Source organism: Isoptericola sp. MSGPD8_1_ISO-PGPR-S23-394 (genome assembly GCF_058072785.1).
In genome coordinates this window covers 1,725,350-1,743,982 of sequence record NZ_CM176517.1, presented here as the reverse complement: position 1 = coordinate 1,743,982, position 18,633 = coordinate 1,725,350, and the positions used below count along the sequence as shown (strand labels likewise).

The 18,633-nt window shown below is 72.7% G+C and carries 16 protein-coding genes; 12 read left to right on the top strand and 4 right to left on the bottom strand.

From position 1 onward, the window contains the following. Nucleotides 1-13 precede the first annotated feature (13 nt). Nucleotides 14-532 carry an ATPase gene (locus tag AC3RJ8_RS07790; protein ID WP_489715331.1) on the top strand — a complete coding sequence of 173 codons (519 nt, stop codon included), beginning with the start codon at nucleotides 14-16 and terminating at the stop codon, nucleotides 530-532. Nucleotides 533-548: 16 nt separating this feature from the next. Here the strand turns inward: AC3RJ8_RS07790 and AC3RJ8_RS07785 are convergent, their stop codons facing one another. Together AC3RJ8_RS07785 and AC3RJ8_RS07780 are read right to left on the bottom strand one after the other, a co-directional pair. After that, nucleotides 549-1,226 (bottom strand): HAD family hydrolase, encoded by a 678-nt coding sequence (locus AC3RJ8_RS07785; RefSeq protein ID WP_489715330.1) that lies wholly within the window; start codon nucleotides 1,224-1,226, stop codon nucleotides 549-551. Between the two features lie 10 nt (nucleotides 1,227-1,236). Further along, nucleotides 1,237-2,097: an SGNH/GDSL hydrolase family protein gene (locus AC3RJ8_RS07780; RefSeq protein WP_489715329.1), complete on the bottom strand. Its 861-nt coding sequence runs from the start codon at nucleotides 2,095-2,097 to the stop codon at nucleotides 1,237-1,239. Between the two features lie 120 nt (nucleotides 2,098-2,217). Between AC3RJ8_RS07780 and AC3RJ8_RS07775 the strand changes: the two genes are divergently transcribed. Next, nucleotides 2,218-3,318: a carboxylate-amine ligase gene (locus AC3RJ8_RS07775; RefSeq protein ID WP_489715328.1), complete on the top strand. Its 1,101-nt coding sequence runs from the start codon at nucleotides 2,218-2,220 to the stop codon at nucleotides 3,316-3,318. A gap of 79 nt (nucleotides 3,319-3,397) precedes the next feature. On the opposite strand, the gene dxs is transcribed toward AC3RJ8_RS07775, so the two are convergent. Then, entirely contained in the window at nucleotides 3,398-5,287 is a 1,890-nt protein-coding gene (gene dxs, locus AC3RJ8_RS07770; RefSeq protein ID WP_489715327.1) for a 1-deoxy-D-xylulose-5-phosphate synthase, read from the bottom strand. Between the two features lie 83 nt (nucleotides 5,288-5,370). Here dxs and guaB1 point away from each other — a divergent pair, with 83 nt between their 5' ends. From guaB1 to AC3RJ8_RS07740, 6 genes are all read left to right on the top strand, one after another. Continuing rightward, entirely contained in the window at nucleotides 5,371-6,828 is a 1,458-nt protein-coding gene (gene guaB1, locus AC3RJ8_RS07765) for a GMP reductase (RefSeq protein WP_489715326.1), read from the top strand. A 4-nt stretch (nucleotides 6,829-6,832) separates the two neighbouring features. Continuing rightward, the gene (locus tag AC3RJ8_RS07760; RefSeq protein ID WP_489715325.1) at nucleotides 6,833-7,525 is read left to right on the top strand and encodes an NUDIX hydrolase; all 693 of its coding nucleotides are present in this window, start codon (nucleotides 6,833-6,835) and stop codon (nucleotides 7,523-7,525) included. Nucleotides 7,526-7,535: 10 nt separating this feature from the next. Then, on the top strand, nucleotides 7,536-8,438 hold the full coding sequence (locus AC3RJ8_RS07755) for an aminoglycoside phosphotransferase family protein (protein ID WP_489715324.1): 903 nt from the start codon (nucleotides 7,536-7,538) through the stop codon (nucleotides 8,436-8,438). A 17-nt stretch (nucleotides 8,439-8,455) separates the two neighbouring features. Further along, a complete protein-coding gene (locus AC3RJ8_RS07750) occupies nucleotides 8,456-8,887 on the top strand; it encodes a DUF1801 domain-containing protein (RefSeq protein ID WP_489715323.1) in 432 nt (143 codons plus the stop codon). Between the two features lie 67 nt (nucleotides 8,888-8,954). Next, the gene (locus AC3RJ8_RS07745) at nucleotides 8,955-9,329 is read left to right on the top strand and encodes a PadR family transcriptional regulator (protein ID WP_489715322.1); all 375 of its coding nucleotides are present in this window, start codon (nucleotides 8,955-8,957) and stop codon (nucleotides 9,327-9,329) included. Continuing rightward, on the top strand, nucleotides 9,329-10,678 hold the full coding sequence (locus AC3RJ8_RS07740; RefSeq protein ID WP_489715321.1) for a permease prefix domain 1-containing protein: 1,350 nt from the start codon (nucleotides 9,329-9,331) through the stop codon (nucleotides 10,676-10,678). The genes AC3RJ8_RS07745 and AC3RJ8_RS07740 overlap by 1 nt, the downstream gene beginning before the upstream one ends. Nucleotides 10,679-10,699: 21 nt before the next feature. On the opposite strand, the gene AC3RJ8_RS07735 is transcribed toward AC3RJ8_RS07740, so the two are convergent. Continuing rightward, nucleotides 10,700-11,350, bottom strand: a complete 651-nt coding sequence (locus AC3RJ8_RS07735) for a TetR/AcrR family transcriptional regulator (protein WP_489715320.1) — start codon at nucleotides 11,348-11,350, stop codon at nucleotides 10,700-10,702. A gap of 77 nt (nucleotides 11,351-11,427) precedes the next feature. Between AC3RJ8_RS07735 and AC3RJ8_RS07730 the strand changes: the two genes are divergently transcribed. From AC3RJ8_RS07730 to AC3RJ8_RS07715, 4 genes are all read left to right on the top strand, one after another. Continuing rightward, nucleotides 11,428-12,327: an alpha/beta fold hydrolase gene (locus AC3RJ8_RS07730; RefSeq protein ID WP_489715319.1), complete on the top strand. Its 900-nt coding sequence runs from the start codon at nucleotides 11,428-11,430 to the stop codon at nucleotides 12,325-12,327. A gap of 173 nt (nucleotides 12,328-12,500) precedes the next feature. Then, a complete protein-coding gene (locus AC3RJ8_RS07725) occupies nucleotides 12,501-13,409 on the top strand; it encodes a sugar phosphate isomerase/epimerase family protein (protein WP_489715318.1) in 909 nt (302 codons plus the stop codon). 55 nt (nucleotides 13,410-13,464) lie between these two features. Continuing rightward, nucleotides 13,465-14,472 (top strand): multicopper oxidase domain-containing protein, encoded by a 1,008-nt coding sequence (locus AC3RJ8_RS07720; RefSeq protein WP_489715317.1) that lies wholly within the window; start codon nucleotides 13,465-13,467, stop codon nucleotides 14,470-14,472. Nucleotides 14,473-14,636: 164 nt separating this feature from the next. After that, nucleotides 14,637-18,605: a ThuA domain-containing protein gene (locus tag AC3RJ8_RS07715; RefSeq protein WP_489715316.1), complete on the top strand. Its 3,969-nt coding sequence runs from the start codon at nucleotides 14,637-14,639 to the stop codon at nucleotides 18,603-18,605. Nucleotides 18,606-18,633: the final 28 nt, after the last annotated feature.

The window sequence follows — 18,633 nt, the reverse complement described above, 5'->3', positions numbered from 1 at the left end:
AGCGTGGCGTCCCGTGGAGTCGCAGCTTCTGCTCATCGGCGGCAGGTCCGGCGTCGGCAAGTCGTCCGCGGCGTTCGCCCTGCACGACCTCCTGGCAGCGGACGGCGTCGCGCACGCCGTGGTCGAGGGCGACGCCCTGGGGCTGGCCTGGCCCGCGCCGTGGGAGCACCGGGTGGCCGCACGCAACCTCGCCGCCGTCTGGGGCACGTACCGCGCGCTGGGACACCGGCGCCTGGTCTACACCAACACCGTGTCCGTGCTGGAGGCCGACGAGCTGGCTGCCGCCATGGGCGACCGCCCCCGGGTGACGTCGGTCCTGCTGACCGCACCGGACGCCGTCGCCCACGAACGGCTCGGGCGGCGCGAGCAGGGACAGTCGCTGCTGGCCCACGTCGAGCGGTCGGACCGGGCGGCGCGGACCCTGGAGAGCCAGGTCGACGCCCGGACGCACCGGCTCAGCACGAGCGGCAGGAGCGTCGCCGAGGTCGCCGCCGTCCTGAGGGAGATCTGGCTCGGTCCGCCCGCTCGGTAGCCGTCGACGGTCCCGCCTACGCCGACCGTCCGACCATGCGGGCGGACGCACGAGCCGCGGCGAGCACCTCAAGCGTCGTGGCCGCCGCGACGTCGGGCTCGGCGCCGTCGGCGCCGTCCCAGGTGCGCCCGTGGGACACCCATCCGGTGCGCACACCGGCTGCCTGCCCGACCGCGACGTCCGTGTGGCCGGCGTCGCCGACCATCCAGACGTCGTCCCGGTCGGCGTCCGCTGCCCCGAGCCGCTCGAGCGCGATCTCGACGATCCGCGGGTCGGGCTTCTCGACACCCTCCTCGCCGGAGACGACGACGGCGTCCACGTGCGCTGCGACCCCGCAACGCGCGATCTTGCCGCGCTGCTGGTGCGAGACGCCGTTGGTCACCACGGCCACGAGGTCTCCGGCGGCGCGCAGCGCGTCGAGGTCGCCCAGGACGCCGTCGTAGGCTCGCACGTGCTCGCGGATGCCCGTCCGGAACCTCTCGACCGCCGCGGGGACGTCGTCGGTCCAGCCGAGCCGGTCGATCAGCTCGCGCGCGACGTCCGCCTTGGGCGCGAACCCGCCGTCGTCGGCGGTGACGATCGCTGCCAGGTCGGCGTCCGTGCCGCCGTCGGCAGCGACCGCCGCGGCCGCCCACGCGGCGAACGCGTCGTCGCGGGAGACGAGGGTGTTGTCGAGGTCCAGGAGCCAGATCATGTGCGGCAGGCTACGCGGACCGGCGCCAGGGCCGTCGCGGCGTCCCGGCGAGCGGGTCCGGTGGTCGGTGCCCGGGCGGCAGCTCGTCGCGCTCGCCGAGCGCGACGAGTACCGATGGCGTCAGCTCCTTGGCCGTGCGGCGGTAGCCCACGGCGCTGGGGTGGAACCGGTCGAGGCTGAACGCCTCGTCCGGGGAGGAGACGAAGAACGGGCCGACGACGGTGGCCAGCGACACCGTGTAGGCGCCGGCGCGCCGCGCGGCGACGGACTGCGCGGCGGCCAGCTGCCGCGAGGCGCGCGACCCGAGCGTGCGCAACGGCTGCGGTACCGGGCGCAGCGCCCCCAGGTCCGGGCACGTGCCGACGACGACGGCGCTCCCCCGGGCCTGCAGCCGCTCGATCGCGTCGACCAGGTGCCGCACGGAGATGAGGGTCGGGACGCGGTGGGTGACGTCGTTGCCGCCGACCACGACGACGGCGACGTCCGGCCGGTAGTCGTCCTCCAGCCCGTCGAGCTGGGCGCCCAGGGCGGAGGACTCCGAGCCGACGACGGCCGCGCACCGCAGCCGGACCGGCCGCTGCAGAGCGGTGCCCACCCGGCGCGCGATCCGGGCGCCGAGCGTGTCCTTGCGGCGCTCTGCCCCCAGACCCGCGGCGATGGAGTCGCCGACGACGAGCAGCTCGAGCGGTTCTCCGCCGTACTTCTTGCGCCAGACGCGGTCGGCGTCGGGGGCGACCTCCCCGAGAGCCTTGCCGATCCGGCGGCGCGCCACCGCCGCCTGGCGCCGGAGCACCTCGACCGCCACGGCTGCCGTGGCCGAGACGAGCAGCGACACCGTCAGCACGGCCAGCGTGGTGCGTGTGCGACCCATGGGTGCTTTCAACCAGACGCGGGTGAACACCCGGTGACCGGCCGCCGACGTGTCGGCGGCCACGTGCCGACGGCCACGTGTCGGCGAGCGTCCAGCCAGCCGAGGCACCATGATGCCGACATGACGAAGCCGCGCACCATGGGTGTCGAGGAAGAGTTCCTGCTGGTCGGCCCGGACGGGTCCCCCGTCGCCAAGGCCGCCGCGGCGCTGGAGGCGGCAGGGCACTCGGTCAAGGGCGGCGGGACGGGTGCCCTCGAGCCGGAGTTCATGGAGGAGCAGATCGAGACGGCCACCCACCCTCAGGCGTCCCTGGTCGAGCTGGCCGACGAGATCCGGGCGGGGCGCGCGCGAGCGCAGACGGCCGCGGACCGCGTCGACGCACGGGCGGTCGCCCTGGCGACCTCCCCGGTGCCGTTCACCGGCACGACGGTCTCCCGGCTGCGCTACCAGGAGGCCCGGCGCGTCTTCGGGATGACGGCGCGCGAACAGCTCACCAGCGGGTGCCACGTGCACGTCGCCGTCGACGACGACGAGGAGGGTGTCGCCGTCGTCGACCGGATCGGTCCCTGGCTCGCGACGGTGATGGCGCTGAGCACCAACTCCCCGTTCTGGCAGGGCGAGGACACCGACTACGCCAGCTTCCGCTCCCAGGTCTGGACCCGCTGGCCGACGGCGGGGCCCACCCGCCGGTTCGGCACGCCCGAGCGGTACCACGCAGCGGTCGAGGCGCTCGTCGCCACGGACACCGTGCTGGACCAGAACATGGTGTTCTTCGACGCCCGCCTCTCTCCGCGCTACCCGACGGTGGAGGTCCGCGTCATGGACGTCTGCCTCGACCCGGACACGACGACGCTCCTCGCCGCGCTCGTCCGCGGTCTGGTCGAGACGGCGGCCCGCGAGGCGGCCGACGGTCACGAGGCGCCCGACCTCGGCGTCGAGCTGTTGCGGACCGCGGCCTGGCGTGCGGGCCGTTCCGGCCTCGCCGGCGACCTCGTCTCCCCGCTCACGTGGCGCCCGGCGCCGGCGCACGACGTCGTCGGCCAGCTCGTCGCGCACGTGCGGGACGCACTGGCCGACTCCGGCGACCTGCAGGTCGTCACGGACCTGCTCGGCAAGCTGTGGTCCACGGGCGGCGGCGCCGCGCAGCAACGGGCCTGGTTCGTCGAGTCGGGCGACCTGCACGGCGTCGTCGAGCGGGCGCTGAAGGTCACCCACTCCTGAGGGCGCCGGGCGACGCTCCTCCAGGGCCGCACGGTCCCGCGCGAGCTCAGTCCTGCGCGGGCACCGTCGTGCCGCGAGCTCAGTCCTGCGCGAGCGCGGCCAGCACGTCGCGCACGGTGTCCTCGGCGCGCAGCCGCTGCGCCGTGACGATCTGGTCCCGGGAGGCGTGGTCGAGGAACTCGACCGGCAGCCCGCGGTGCACGAACGGTGTGCGGACCCCGTGCTCGGCGGCACGCTGGGCGAGCATCGCACCCACCCCGCCGTCGACCACGCCGTCCTCGACGGTGACGACCAGGTCGTGCTCGCCCGCCATCTTGACCAGGCGCTCGGGGACCGGCAGCACCCACGTCGGCGCGACGACGTCGACCTCGAGCCCGTGCGCGGCGAGCGACTCCCCGGCCGCGAGCGCCGAGCCGACCATCGAACCCACGCCGACCACGAGCACCTTGCGGCCCGCGGGCGCGCCGGCACCCGGGGTGTGGCGCGCGACGACGTCGACGCCCTCGAGCTCCTCGACGGCCTCGATCGGGTCGCCGAGCGCCCCCTTGGGGTACCGCACGACGGTCGGGGCGTCGTCGACGTCGACGGCGGTGCGCAGCGCCGAGCGCAGGGTCGCCTCGTCGCGGGGCGCGGCCAGCCGCAGGCCCGGCACGATGCGCAGCATCGCCATGTCCCACATGCCGTTGTGGCTCGCGCCGTCGTCACCGGTGATACCGGCTCGGTCGAGCACGAACGTCACGCCCGCCTTGTGCAGGGCGGCGTCCATGAGCACCTGGTCGAAGGCGCGGTTGAGGAAGGTGGCGTAGACCGCGACGACGGGGTGCAGCCCGGCGAACGCCATGCCCGCGGCGGACGTGACGGCGTGCTGCTCGGCGATGCCGACGTCGAACGTCCGCTCGGGGAACTCCTCGGCGAAGGGCGCCAGGCCCACCGGGTGCAGCATGGCGGCCGTCAGGCACACGACGTCGCTGCGACGCCGGCCGATCTCGACGATCTCGTCGGCGAACACCTGCGTCCAGCCGAAGCGCGACGGCGCCACGGGCAGGCCCGTCTCGGGGTGGATCTTGCCCACGGCGTGGAAGCGGTCGGCGACGTCCTCCTCGGCCGGGGTGTAGCCCCGCCCCTTCTCGGTCATGACGTGCACGATCACGGGCCCGCCGAACGCCTTGGCGCGGCGCAGCGCCGCCTCCGTGGCCGCGGTGTCGTGACCGTCGACCGGGCCGATGTACTTCAGGCCCAGGTCCTCGAACATGCCCTGCGGCGCGACGACGTCCTTGAGGCCCTTCTTCAGACCGTGCAGCCACTCGTAGGCGAACCGGCCGGGCGCGCCGGTGCGGTGCAGGGTGCGCTTGCCCCAGCCGAGGAACGCCTCGTACCCGCGGGTGACCCGCAGGGTGTCCAGGTGGTTGGCGACGCCGCCGATGGTCGGCGAGTAGGAGCGGCCGTTGTCGTTGACGACGATCACGAGGCGGCGGTCGGCGTCCGCGGCGATGTTGTTGATGGCCTCCCACGCCATGCCGCCGGTCAGGGCCCCGTCACCGATGACGGCGACCACGTGCCGGTCGAGGCGCCCGGTGACGGCGTTGGCCTTGGCGATCCCGTCGGCCCAGGACAGCGCCGTCGAGGCGTGCGAGTTCTCCACGACGTCGTGCTCGGACTCGGCGCGGCTCGGGTAGCCGGACAGCCCGTCACGCTTGCGCAGCGCCGTGAAGTCCTGGCGGCCGGTCAGGAGCTTGTGCACGTAGGACTGGTGGCCGGTGTCGAAGACGAAGGTGTCCCGCGGCGAGGCGAAGGCCCGGTGCATCGCGATGGTCAGCTCGACCACACCGAGGTTCGGGCCGAGGTGCCCGCCGGTGCGCGAGACGTTCTCCACGAGGAAGTCGCGGATCTCGGTCGCGAGCTGCCGCGTCTGGGCGGGGCTCAACCGACGCACGTCCGCGGGCGTCCCGATCGTGCTCAGCAGCCCCATACGTTCCTCCCACTGGTCATCAGGACACTCTATCGCCGCGACGGTGACGCTCCTGTGCACGTCGTGGGCGGTAGATTCGAAGGGTGCGCTTCCTCGACGGCCAACGGCCCACCACCGACCTGACCTACGGCGACGTCTTCATGGTCCCATCGCGCTCCGACGTGACGAGCCGGTTCGACGTCGACCTGTCCACCGACGACGGCACGGGGACCACCATCCCCCTCGTGGTCGCCAACATGACCGCCGTGTCCGGGCGCCGCATGTCCGAGACGGTGGCGCGGCGCGGCGGGATCGCGATCCTGCCGCAGGACGTCCCCGTCGAGGTGGTGGCCGACGTCGTGGCGGACACCAAGTCGAAGGACCCGGTGATCGAGACCCCGGTGACGGTGGCTCCGACCGAGACGGTGGCGACCGTCCTGAGCCTGCTCGGCAAGCGGTCGCACGGCGCCGCCGTGGTGGTGGACGACGGCCGGCCCGTCGGTGTCGTCACGGAGGCGGACTGCCTGGCCGTCGACCGGTTCGCCCGCGTCGCCACGCTCGTCGCGGACGACCTCGTGACGCTCGACGCCGCGCAGGTCGAGTCCGACGGCCTCGAGGCGACCTTCGAGCGGCTGCACGCCGCCAAGGTCCGGCTCGCGCCGGTCGTGCGCGACGGCGTCCTGGTGGGCGTGCTGACCCGCAAGGGCGCGGTGCGCTCCACGGTGTACTCCCCCGCCCTCGACGCGCAGGGTCGCCTGCGGGTCGGCGCCGCCGTCGGGATCAACGGCGACGTGGCGGCCAAGACGCGTGAGGTGCTCGCCGCCGGCGTCGACGTGCTCGTGGTCGACACCGCGCACGGCCACCAGGACAAGATGCTGGCCGCGCTGCGCGAGGTGACCGCTGTGCGGGCCGACTTCCCGCACGTCCCCGTCGTGGCCGGCAACGTCGTCACGGCCGACGGGGTGCGCGACCTCGTCGAGGCGGGCGCCGACATCCTCAAGGTGGGCGTGGGCCCGGGCGCGATGTGCACCACCCGGATGCAGACCGCCGTCGGGCGTCCTCAGTTCTCCGCGGTCCTCGAGTGCGCCGAGGCGGCACGCGGGCTCGGCAAGCACGTCTGGGCCGACGGCGGGGTGCGCCACCCGCGCGACGTCGCGCTCGCGCTGGCCGCCGGCGCGTCGCAGGTGATGATCGGCTCCTGGTTCGCCGGGACGTACGAGTCGCCCGGCGACCTCCACGAGGACGGCTCCGGGCGGCAGTACAAGGACTCGTTCGGGATGGCCTCGGCGCGCGCCGTCGCCGCGCGCACAGCAGGTGCGGGCACGGCGTTCGGACGGGCTCGCAAGGCCCTGTACGAGGAGGGCATCTCGACCGGGAAGATGTATCTCGACCCGGAGCGGCCGGGCGTGGAGGACCTACTCGACGAGATCACCTCGGGGCTGCGCTCGAGCTGCACGTACGCGGGAGCCCGCACGCTGCCCGAGTTCGCCGAGCGCGCCGTGGTGGGCGTGCAGTCGGCTGCCGGGTACGCCGAGGGCATGCCGCTGGCCACCTCCTGGTGACCTCGTGAGCGCCCCCACCGCGCGCGAGCAACTCGCCGCGCTGGCCGACGACGGGTCCTTCGCCGGACCCTGGCGTCATGCCCAGGGCGAGATCGACCTGTCGGCCGCCCGCCCTGCCGCCGTGCTGGTCCTGTTCGGCGTGCTCGACGCCCTCGCGGCCGACCACGACGCGCAGGCCTTGGCCGTGCACCGCGACCTGGACGTCCTGCTGCTGGCACGGGCGGCGACGCTGCGCTCGCACGCGGGCCAGGTGGCGTTCCCGGGCGGTCGCGTCGAGCCGGACGAGGGCGTCGTCGAGGCGGCGCTGCGCGAGGCCACCGAGGAGACCGGGGTGGACACCGCCGGCGTCGAGGTGCTCGGCACCCTGGAGTCCCTGCCGATGCCGGTGAGCAACCACGTGGTCACCCCGGTGCTCGCGTGGTGGTCGCGGCAGTCCGCCGTCGGCGTCGTCGACCCGGGCGAGTCCGCGCACGTCTTCCGGGCTCCGGTGGCCGACCTGCTGGACGCCTCGAACCGGGTGACCACCGTGCTGCGCCGCGGAGGACGCCAATGGCGCGGCCCGGGGTTCCTGGTGGACGACGGCGACGCGGAGCACCTCGTCTGGGGGTTCACCGCCGGCATCCTCGACGCCCTGTTCGACCACCTCGGCTGGACCGAGGACTGGGACCGTGCCCGCGAGCTGGACCTCGACGCGTGAGCGACCACCGATGAAGGCAGACCTGGACGTCACCGTCGACCTGGTGCGCGGCCTGCTCGTCGAGCAGCACCCGGACCTGGCGGACCGGACGCTGCGCGTCGTGGCCAACGGCTGGGACAACGTCATGCTGCGGCTCGGAGAGGACCTGGCCGTCCGCGTGCCGTGCCGCGAGGTCGCCGCGCACCTCGTGGAGCACGAGCAGCACTGGCTGCCGGTGCTGGCTCCGCGCCTGCCGGTCATGGTGCCCGTCGCCGTCCGGGTCGGCCGCCCGAGCCCTGCCCTGGACTACCCCTGGTCGTGGTCCGTGGTGCCGTGGATCGCCGGCGTGCGCGGGGCAGACGTCCCGGTCGGACGGCGACGCCGGATCGCCCGACCGCTCGCCGCCTTCCACCGCGCGCTCCATGTCCCCGCGCCGCCGGACGCGCCGGTCAACCCGGTCCGCGGCGTCGCGCTGCCCACGCGCGACGCGGCGCTGCGGGACCGTGTCGAGCGCGGCGTGGTCCCCGACGGCGAGCAGGTGCTCGCGCTGTGGGCCCGCCTGGTCGACGCACCGCCCAGGGGCGGGCCGCCGGTGTGGATCCACGGCGACCCGCACCCGGGCAACCTCGTGCTGACCGACGCCGGCACGGGCGGCGAGCGGGACGCGCTGGCCGCCGTCGTCGACTTCGGCGACATGACCTCCGGCGACCCCGCCACGGACCTGGCCGCCGCGTGGCTCGTGCTCGACGCCGCGGGCCGCGCGGCGTACCGCGACGCCCTGGCGGACCGCTACCCGCAGGACGACCCCGTGTGGCTCCGTGCCCGCGGCTGGGCGCTGAACATGTCGACGTCGATGCTCGAGTCCGGTCCGGAGAACGCGTGGGTGCGCCGCATGGGCGAGGAGTCGCTGGCCCGGGTGCTCGACGACACCTGACCAGCCAGACTGGTCCCATGACGGGACCAGAGGTACCGCAGGACGTCCGCGAGCTCGTCGACGCCGTCGAGCACCCGGTCCGGCGCCGCGACGCCGAGACGCTGCTGGGCCTCATTTCCCGTGCGACCGGGCAGGCTCCGCACTGCGACGGGAGCATCATCGGCTTCGGGCGGTACCACTACGAGTACGCCTCGGGCCGCTCCGGGGACGCGGTGGCCGCAGGGTTCGCACCCCGCAAGGCACGCACGGTGATCTACCTCATGGACGGCATCGAGGCCCACCGGGCGGACCTCGACCGGTTGGGTCCGCACCAGCACGGGGTGGGCTGCCTCTACCTCAAGGATCTCGAGCAGGTCGACCTGGCCGTGCTGGAGCGCATCGTCGCGGACTCCTACCGCACTCTGACGGCCGGCACCTACGGCCTGCGCGCCCGGGAGGGCGGAGCCTGACGCAGGCGGCTTGCCACCCCTAGATCTGCGAGGGTTTAATGCCTAGCAGATCGAGGGATGGAGACCCATGCACATCGACAAGGACCTCGTCGCAGCCTCCGCGACACCGCTCGTGCTCGGCATCCTCGCCGACGGCGAGTCCTACGGGTACGCGATCGCCAAGCGCGTCGCCGACCTCTCCGGCGGCCACATGGAGTGGACGGACGGGATGCTCTACCCCCTGCTGCACCGCCTGGAGCGCAACGGCCTCATCGACGCGAGCTGGGGCCGGTCCCCCGCGGGACGCCGGCGCAAGCACTACGCCATCACCCCGGCGGGCCGGGAGGCGCTGGCCGAACGACGAGCACAGTGGGACGTCGTCAGCGCCGCGCTGACCCAGGCGTGGCAGGCCGTCGCACGCCCACTGCCGGGCGGCCCCGCCACGGCCGGAGGGCTCGCCTGATGGACACCGCCACCAGCCTCGAGACCCAGATCGCCCGCTGGCGCGACTACGTCCACCGGCACCGCGCCATCGCCCCGGCGGACGTGGACGAGATGGAGGACCACCTGCGCGAGCGGGTCACCGACCTCACAGCCACCGGCCTCGACGACGACGAGGCGTTCCTCGTCGCCGTCAAGCGCCTGGGCCGCCTGGACTCCGTCTCCCGCGAGTTCGCCCGCGAGCACTCCGAGCGGCTGTGGAAGCAGCTGGTGCTCGTGCCCGACGCCCCGGACGGCGACGGCTCGGCGACCGGGCGCCGCGAGCTCCTCGTCGTGCTCACGCTCGCCGTCGGCGCCGGGGTGGCGGTCAAGCTCGGGACGACCTTCTGGGCCGAGACGGTGCTGCTGCGCAACGTGGGACTGCTCGTGGCACCGTTCCTCGCCGGCTACCTCGCCTGGAAGCGGCGCCTCACCGGACGCACGCTCGGCGCGCTGGGCACGGCTTTCGTCGCGCTCGGCGTCGTGCTGAACGCCTACCCGTTCGAACCGGCCGGCTCGACGGCCGCTCTGGCGGCCGTCCATGCACCGGTCGTGCTCTGGTCGCTGGTCGGACTGGCCTACATGGGCGGACGCTGGCGGTCCGCCGACCGCCGCATGGACTTCGTCCGCTTCACCGGCGAGCTGGGGATCTACCTCGCGCTCATCGCGCTCGGCAGCGGGGTGCTCGTCGGGCTGACCTTCGGGTTGCTCGGCCTGGTCGGGGTGGACCTCGAGCCCACCCTGGAGCGATGGCTCCTGCCCTTCGGCATGCCCGGCGCGCTCCTCGTGGCCGCGTGGCTCGTCGAGGCGAAGCAGGAGGTCGTGGAGAACATCGCGCCCGTGCTGACGCGGATCTTCACCCCGCTGACCACCGTGATGCTGGTGGTGTCGTTCGTCGTCCTCGTCTCAGCCGGCGGCCTGACCACCGTCGACCGGGAGCTGCTCATCCTGCTCGACGCGGTGCTGATCCTCGTGCTCGCGCTGCTGCTGTACTCGATCTCGGCGCGTGACCCCCTGACCCGGCCCGGCCTCTTCGACGGGCTGCAGCTCGCGATGGTGACCGCCGCGCTCGCCGTCGACGCGGTCGCCCTGACGGCGATGCTCAGCCGCATCGCGGAGTTCGGCGCCAGCCCCAACAAGATCGCGGCGCTCGGGCTGAACCTGCTCCTGCTGGTGCACCTGGTGCGCACCGGCTGGTTGCTGGTGGGGTTCTGCCGCCGACGGCGGGGCTTCGGCTCCCTGGAGGCGTGGCAGACCGACTACCTGCCGGTCTACGCGGTCTGGGCCGCGGTCGTCGTGGTCCCCTTCCCCCCGGTGTTCGGGTTCGCCTGAGCGCGCCGGTTGCCCTGCTCCTCAGACGAGCAGAGCAGGGTCGGCCTCGCGCACGAGCAGCACGGCGCGGATCGCCGTGCTCGCCCGCTCGTACACCGCATCGTCGGCGAACAGCAGGGAGCGGTCGTTGGCGGCGCCCAGCAGGGCGTTGACCTCGAAGGCGACCTGCACGGCGTCGGTCCCCGCGGCGAGCTGACCGGCCGTCGTGGCGAGGCGGGCATGGTGGGCCAGGTAGCCGTCCCACTGCTCCTGCACCGCCACAACGGCGTCCCGGACCGGGCCGGGGTCACGCCCGTCGATCTCGACCTCGGCCGCACGGAAGAAGCAACCGCCGGCGAACACGCGGGAGCGCGAGTAGGAAGTCCAGGACCCGACGAGCGCCCACAACCGGGGCAGCCCGGGATCCGCGACACGCGCCGGGACCACCACCTCGTCGACGAACACGCTCCGCGCATGGTCGATCACCGCGAGCTGCAACCCCTCCTTGGAGCCGAACAGCCCGGCGATCCCGCTCTTGTTGACCGGAGCCGCGGCGGCGAGGGACCCGAAGGTCAGGCCCGCGAGCCCTTCGACGGACGCGACCTGCACGGCCTGGTCGAGGACGGCCCGGCGAGATCGGTCCCCCCGGGCGCGGCGGCCGTCGGGCGCTGCGAGCCGGTCGGTCGACGTCATGGCACTGATTGTACGACCGTTCGCACGATGATACTGTGCGAACGGTCGTACAGTTATAGTCGCTCCCGGAGGTTCCCGTGCCCCTCGTCCCCCGCCCCGTCCGCGCCGGCTTCCGGGTGCTGGGCACCCTTGCCCCGCCACTCGCCGTCGAGCTCGGCGTCCTCGCCATGCGACGCGTCGGCCCGCCCGCCCGCATCCGACCTGCCGACCAGGCGGTGCACGACGCCGCGCGCCGCGACGTCGTCCACGTGGACGGCGAGCACGTCGCCACCTACGCCTGGGGCTCGCCCTCCGCTGCCCCGGTACTCCTCGCCCACGGCTGGCAGCTGCGCGCCTCCCGCTTCGCCCGCCTGGTCGAGGCACTCGAGGCCGCCGGTCTGCAGCCGGTGGCCTTCGACGGCGTCGCGCACGGCGGCTCCACCGGGAGACGCACCCAGGCCGTCCAGCACGCCGCCGCCATGCGAGCCGTGCAGGAACGGACCGGCCCGGCGGTCGCCGTCGTCGGGCACTCCCTCGGCGCGACGGCCGCCGCCCTCGCGCTGCGGGACGGCCTGGCGGCCGACCGGTTCGTCTCCGTCGCCGCTCCGACCGGTTTCGAGTCCGTCATCGGCTCCTTCGTCCGGCAGTCCGGGCTGCCGGCTCGCCTGCACGACCGGCTGGCCTCCCGCGCCGGGAGCGTGATGTTCCGCGGCGTGACGGATCCGCGGACGACCCTCGACCTGACGCGGCACCCGGTGCCCGCCCGCGTGCCCACCCTGTTCGTGCAGAGCACCCCTGACTCGATGAACGACCCCGACAACGCCCGGCTGCTGCACGCGGCGCACCCCGGCAGCGAGCTGCTGCTCGTCGACGGACTCGGCCACAACCGTCTGCTGGACGACCCGGGGGTCCTGACGGCCGTCGTGGACCACGTCACCGCGAGCATTCCGACGACTGATCCGGCGAGCAGCTCGGCGGGGGCACGACCCGCGCGATAGTTGCCTCTAGACACCCTTTCCGTCGTCAAAGATGCCGCTCTCCGCGCATCTTTTGGTTGACAGTCGACAGAAGTCCTCCTAGTGTCGCAGTCGTGCTGTGGCGTGCGTCACTGCCGCCCTGCACCGCACCGCCAACGCCGACGGTGCGTCGCACGCGCGAAGGGAAGACGACGATGTCGAAGGCACCCTCTGTCGGCCGCAGGCTCCGCCCGGCCGCCGCCACGGCCGCCGGGCTGGCGCTCGCCCTCTCGGCGGCGGGCAGCGCCGCCGCGGCCCCGCCGGACGACGCGGGACGGACGGTGCCGGCCAGCAAGATCTCCATCCAGATGTTCAGCCTCATCCCCTGGGTCGCGCAGGACGGGCTCGACTCCGTGCTCGGAGAGCTGGCCGACATGGGTTACCAGAACATCGAGCCCTTCGGCGGCAACTTCGCGGGATACACCGCCGAGGAGTTCCGCGCGCTGGTCAAGAAGCACGGGCTGAAGGTGTCGGCGTCGCACAACAGCACGAACGAGGCCACCTGGGACGAGACGCTCGCCTACTCCAAGACCATCGGCCAGCACTACGTCGGCTCCGGCGGCTTCGCCGCGCCCGGCATCGGCAGCTACGAGGACACCCTCGCCACCGCTGCCACCCTGAACCGCCTCGGCGAGGCGGCCTCGAAGCAGGGGCTGCACAAGATCTTCGGTCACAACCACCAGCAGGAGTTCACCACCGTCTACGCCGATCCCGTCACGGGCGAGGAGAAGTCGGCGTGGGAGATCATCGCCGACCACACGGACCCGCGCTACGTCACCTTCGAGGTCGACGTCCTGTGGGCGTACGACGCCGGCGTCGACGTCGTCCAGCTCCTCGAGGAGTACGGCGACCGCATCGAGCTGCTCCACGTCAAGGACGGGTTCCTCAACGGCGACGCCCGGGCGACCTTCGCGGACGTCGGCGAGGGCGAGCTCGACTGGGAGCCGATCCTCGAGGCGGCTCACGGCAACGTGCGGTACTACACCGTCGAGTACGACATCGCTCCGGACGGGCGGGAGTTCGCCCAGGACAGCTTCGAGTACCTCACCCACCTGACCTACTGACCTCTCGGGCGGGCCGGGGTGCTCGGCCCGCCCGACGTCGTCGAACGGAGAATCGATGTCCCTCACCGACAGCGCTGTCAGCAGGCCACAGGGCCTCTCCCGGCGCTCGATGCTCACCGCCGGCCTGGTCGCTCCCGCGGCGGCCGCCCTCACGGTCGGCGCCGCTGGGGCCGCCGAGGCCGCGCCACGCCCCGGCGGCGCCCAGGGCGAGACCCGGCGGATCACGATGTACGCCGAGGAGCTGCCCGGCGGCCAGTACGGCTACGGACTGGCCCCCGGCGAAGCCTCCATCCCCGGCCCGGTGCTCGAGATGTGGGAGGGCGACACCCTCGAGATCGAGCTGGTCAACACCACGGACCGGACCCTGTCGATCCACCCCCACGGGGTCAACTACACCGTCGAGTCCGACGGCAGCCCCATGAACGACTCGGTCACCGCACCGGGCGAGACCCGCACCTACACCTGGAGCACCCAGGCGCCGTCCAAGGGGCCGGGTGGGCTCTGGATGCCCGGCAGCGCCGGCTACTGGCACTACCACGACCATGCGCTCGGGACGGCGCACGGGACCGAGGGCGTCCGCAAGGGCCTCTACGGCGCGCTCGTCGTGCGACGCAAGGGCGACGTGCTGCCGGACCGGCAGCACACGGTGGTCTTCAACGACATGACGATCAACAACCGGTCGGCGCCCGACGTCCCCGTCCTCGAGGCCAACCTGGGCGAACGGGTCGAGTTCATCGCCATCGGGCACGGCGACATGTACCACACGTTCCACGTCCATGCGCACCGCTGGGCGAACAACCGCACCGGCTACCTCGAGGGCCCGAAGGACCCCAGCCAGGTCATCGACAACCGGGACCTCAACCCGGGCGACTCGTTCGGGTTCCAGGTCGTCGCCGGAGCCGGCGTCGGCCCGGGCGCCTGGATGTACCACTGCCACGTCCAGTTCCACTCGGACGGCGGCATGGCCGGCGTGTTCCTCGTCCGCAACGCCGACGGCAGCATGCCCGACGGGGCGCAGAACGCGCTGGACCGCTACCACCAGCACGGCGGAGGAGGCCACTGAGAAGTCAGCAGACCGCGTCACCGGACGACGGTTGTCCCGTCCCGGGCACGACCCGACGACGACCGTCGATCACGAGCAAAGGAGCAGTGATGGAACGGACTTCACGAGAGCGAACCCTCCACCGCGGGCCCACGACGGCCCTCCGCACGCGCAGAGCGGTGGCCGTGACGGGCACCGCGGCCCTCCTGGTCGGGCTGACCGTCGTGCCCGGCACGGCCGCCTCGGCCCCACCCTCCCCGGCACCCGCCGCGGAGGACTCCGCCGACCGGTCCCAGCCCTCGGCACGAGCCGCGGGCCTCGACGCCGCCGGCACGATCACCTCGGACCGGCGGGTGCTGGTCTTCCACGGTGCGCCGGACGAACAGGTCGACCCGGTCGGGGTCGCCTCGGAAGCGATCGGCGAGCTCGCCGCGGAGCACGGCTTCGACGTCGAGGTGACCTCCGACCCCGCCGACTTCACGGTCGACCACCTGACGCAGTATCGCGGCGTGGTGTTCCTGTCCGCCGAGGGCACCGAGTTCGACACCGATCAGGAGGCGGCGCTTCAGGCGTACGTCCAAGCCGGCGGCGGGTTCCTCGGCGTCCGCGACGGCGCCCGTGCCCAGGAGCGGTCGCAGTGGTTCACCGGCCTGATCGGCACCCGGCCGGTGGGCAACCTGCCGGACCCGGCAGACGTCGCCGGCGTCACCGCCAGCGCCGAGAACCCGCCCAACGAGGTCGCCGCCAACCTGGTCGACGGCGACTCGAGCACCAAGTGGCTGGCGTTCGAGCCGACCGCGCAGATCGACCTCGAGATGACCGAACCCGTCGAGGCCTCGCGCTACGCACTCACGTCCGCCAACGACTTCGACGGACGTGACCCGCAGAGCTGGATCCTCCAGGGCTCCGACGACGGCGAGTCCTGGACCGACCTCGACACCCGCACCGACGAGGACTTCTCCGACCGGTTCCTCACGCGCGACTTCGAGATCACCACCGACGGGACGTACGAGCACTACCGTCTCGACATCACCGAGAACGCCGGTGACGGGCTCACCCAGCTCGCCGAGCTCGAGATCTTCGACGCGGCCACCGAGACCGAGCCCGAGCCGGAGATCCCGGTGCAGGAGGCGACGGTCGAGCTGGTGGACCGTCTGCACCCGGCCAACGACGGGCTGCCCCTGGAGCTGACCCGCTCGGACCGGTGGCTCAACTGGGCCCCGAACCCGGCCGGCGAGGTGCACACCGTCGCGCAGGTCCAGGAGTGGGACTACGAGCCCGGTGACGGGGCCAACGGCGCCTTCCACCCGGTCTCGTGGTGCCACGACTACGACGGCGGCCGGTCGTTCTACACCGGCATGGGCGGCACCGCGGAGAGCTACGGCGAGGACGAGTTCCGCAGCCACCTGGCCGGCGCGCTGCTCTGGACGACGGGAGCCGTCCGCGGCGACTGCCAGGCGACGATCGGCTCGAACTACGAGGTCGAGCGCCTGACCGGGCAGAACGCCGACGGCGAGCTCGACCAGATCGGTGAGCCTCACGGGGTGACGGTCGCGCCGGACGGCGGCGTGTTCTACATCGGTCGCGGCGCGTGCCCGAGCGGCCCGATCGTGCCGTGGGAGGACCCCGACGTGGGCCTGGGCTGCGGCACCATCCACCGGTGGGACCCGGAGACAGGGGATCCCACGCTGCTGACCACGCTCGACGTCATGGGCAACCGTGGCAGCGGCAGCGAGCTCGTCAAGAACGAGGAGGGCCTGCTGGGCCTGACGCTCGACCCCGAGTTCGACGACAACGGGTGGGTCTACGCCTTCTGGATGCCCCACGAGTCGATCGACCGCGAGCGCCGCGTCGGCGAGCGGACCGTCTCGCGGTTCACCTACGACGCCGACGAGCAGACGATCGACCAGGCCACGCGCGTCGACCTCATGGCGTGGGAGACGCAGATCCACAGCTGCTGCCACGCCGGCGGCGGCATGGACTTCGACGACGAGGGCAACCTCTACATCGGCTCCGGCGACAACAACTCCTCCGGCGGGTCGAGCGGCTACTCCGGCAACAACTGGACGCAGGAGTTCGCCGGCATCTCCTTCCAGGACGCGCGCCGCACGTCCGGCAACACGAACGACTACAACGGCAAGATCCTGCGGATCCACCCGGAGCCGGACGGGACGTACACGATCCCGGAGGGCAACCTCTTCCCGGAGGGCGACTACCCGGCCGACAAGACCAAGCCGGAGATCTACGTGATGGGCGTGCGCAACATCTCGCGCCTGGCGTGGGACTCGCAGAACGACTGGCTCACGGCCGCCTGGGTGGGGCCGGACGCCTTCTCTCCGGACCCGGAGCTGGGACCGGCGAAGTACGAGACCGCCACGATCATCACGTCGGCCGGCAATCAGGGCTGGCCGTACTGCATGGGCAACCGCCAGCCGTACCGTGACCGGAGCAACGAGGACGCGAGCGTCCTCACCGGCTGGTACGACTGCGACGACCCGCAGAACAACTCGCCGCACAACACCGGTCTGGTCGACATCCCGCCGGTGCGCGACAACATGATCTGGTACTCCCCCAGCGGCGGCGGGCCGGTCTTCCCGATCGGTGACGACGGCATCCCGTCGTACGCGGAGGACGAGGCCACGTACACCCTGCCGTTCCTGCGGGGCGGCGGCCAGGCGGTCATGAACGGTCCGACCTACCACCGGTCCGAGGTGGACACCGACAGCGGTGTCGCCTGGCCGGAGCACTGGGACGGCAAGTGGTTCCTCGGCGACCAGTCGAACTCCAGCAACCGGATCGCTCTCACGGTCGACCCGGACACGGTGGACGAGGCCGGTCCCCCGGTCTTCGCGGAGGACCTGCGCCGGATCATCCCCGGGGGTGGGGCCGGCGACGAGGTGCAGAGCTGGATGGACGCGAAGTTCGGTCCGGACGGTGCGCTGTACATGGTCGACTACGCGGGCGGGTTCTTCTCCCTGCACCCCAACCAGAAGCTGGTCCGGATCAGCTACACCGGCGGGCCGGCGACCCCGGTCCCCGCCGGGACGGCGACGAGCGTGCAGAGCGACCCCCTGACGGTCGCCTTCACGGGCAGCCGGTCGGGTGGCGTGTCCTACGAGTGGGACTTCGGTGACGGCAGCACGTCGACCGAGGCCGACCCGCGGCACACCTACGAGCGCGTCGGCAGCTACGCCGCCACGCTGACCGTGACTTACGCGGACGGCGAGACCACCACGGTGGACGTGCCGGTCGAGATCACCTGTGCGGTCCCGGACGACCGGGACACGGTGTGGTTCGGCGAGAGCGACTCGGGCGTGGCCAACCAGGACCTGGGTGGCTGCACGATCGCGGACCTGTTCCGTGACGAGGCCGAGTGGGACGACCACGGCGCGTTCGTGGACCACGTGAACGACGTGGCGAACCAGCTCAAGTCCGACGGCGTGATCAGCGGCAAGGACAAGGGCGCGCTGACCCGCACCGCGGCGAGGTCGGACATCGGCAAGAAGGGCTCCACGGGGTACCGCTGGCTGTTCGACGGCACCGCTGCCTCGCTCGACGGCTGGCGGCAGGCACCGGGTGGCGACTTCGCGCTGCAGCCCGACGGGTCCCTGCGGTCCTCCGGCGGACTCGGCATGTTCTGGTACGAGGCCGAGGAGTTCGGCGACTTCTCCGTGAAGCTGCAGTTCCGCGACGTCTCCGAGGGTGACCACTTCGCCAACAGCGGCGTGTTCACCCGCTTCCCGGACCCGCGGCAGCCGCGCGAGGAGCGCCCCGAGTGCGGGCAGCTCACCGACGCGGAGGCGTGGATCGCCATCTACTGCGGCCAGGAGATCCAGATCTACGACGGCCCCTCGGGGGAGCCGCAGAAGACCGGGTCGGTGTACAACTTCGACCCCGTCGGGCTCGAGGACGCCGGCGTCACCGAGAAGGGCGTGTGGAACGACTACGAGATCCGCGTGGTCGGCCAGCAGTACACGATCATCCGCAACGGCGTGGTGATCAACGAGTTCGACAACTCACCGGGGACGGAGTCGTCGCGGGCAGGTGACCCGCCGACCGACCTGCGTCAGTTCGCCAGCGGGTTCCTGGGCCTGCAGAACCACGGCGACGCGGACCTCATCGAGTTCCGCAACATCCGGGTGATGGACCTGTAGGCCATCAGCCCTGGCCCGGTGCGGGAGG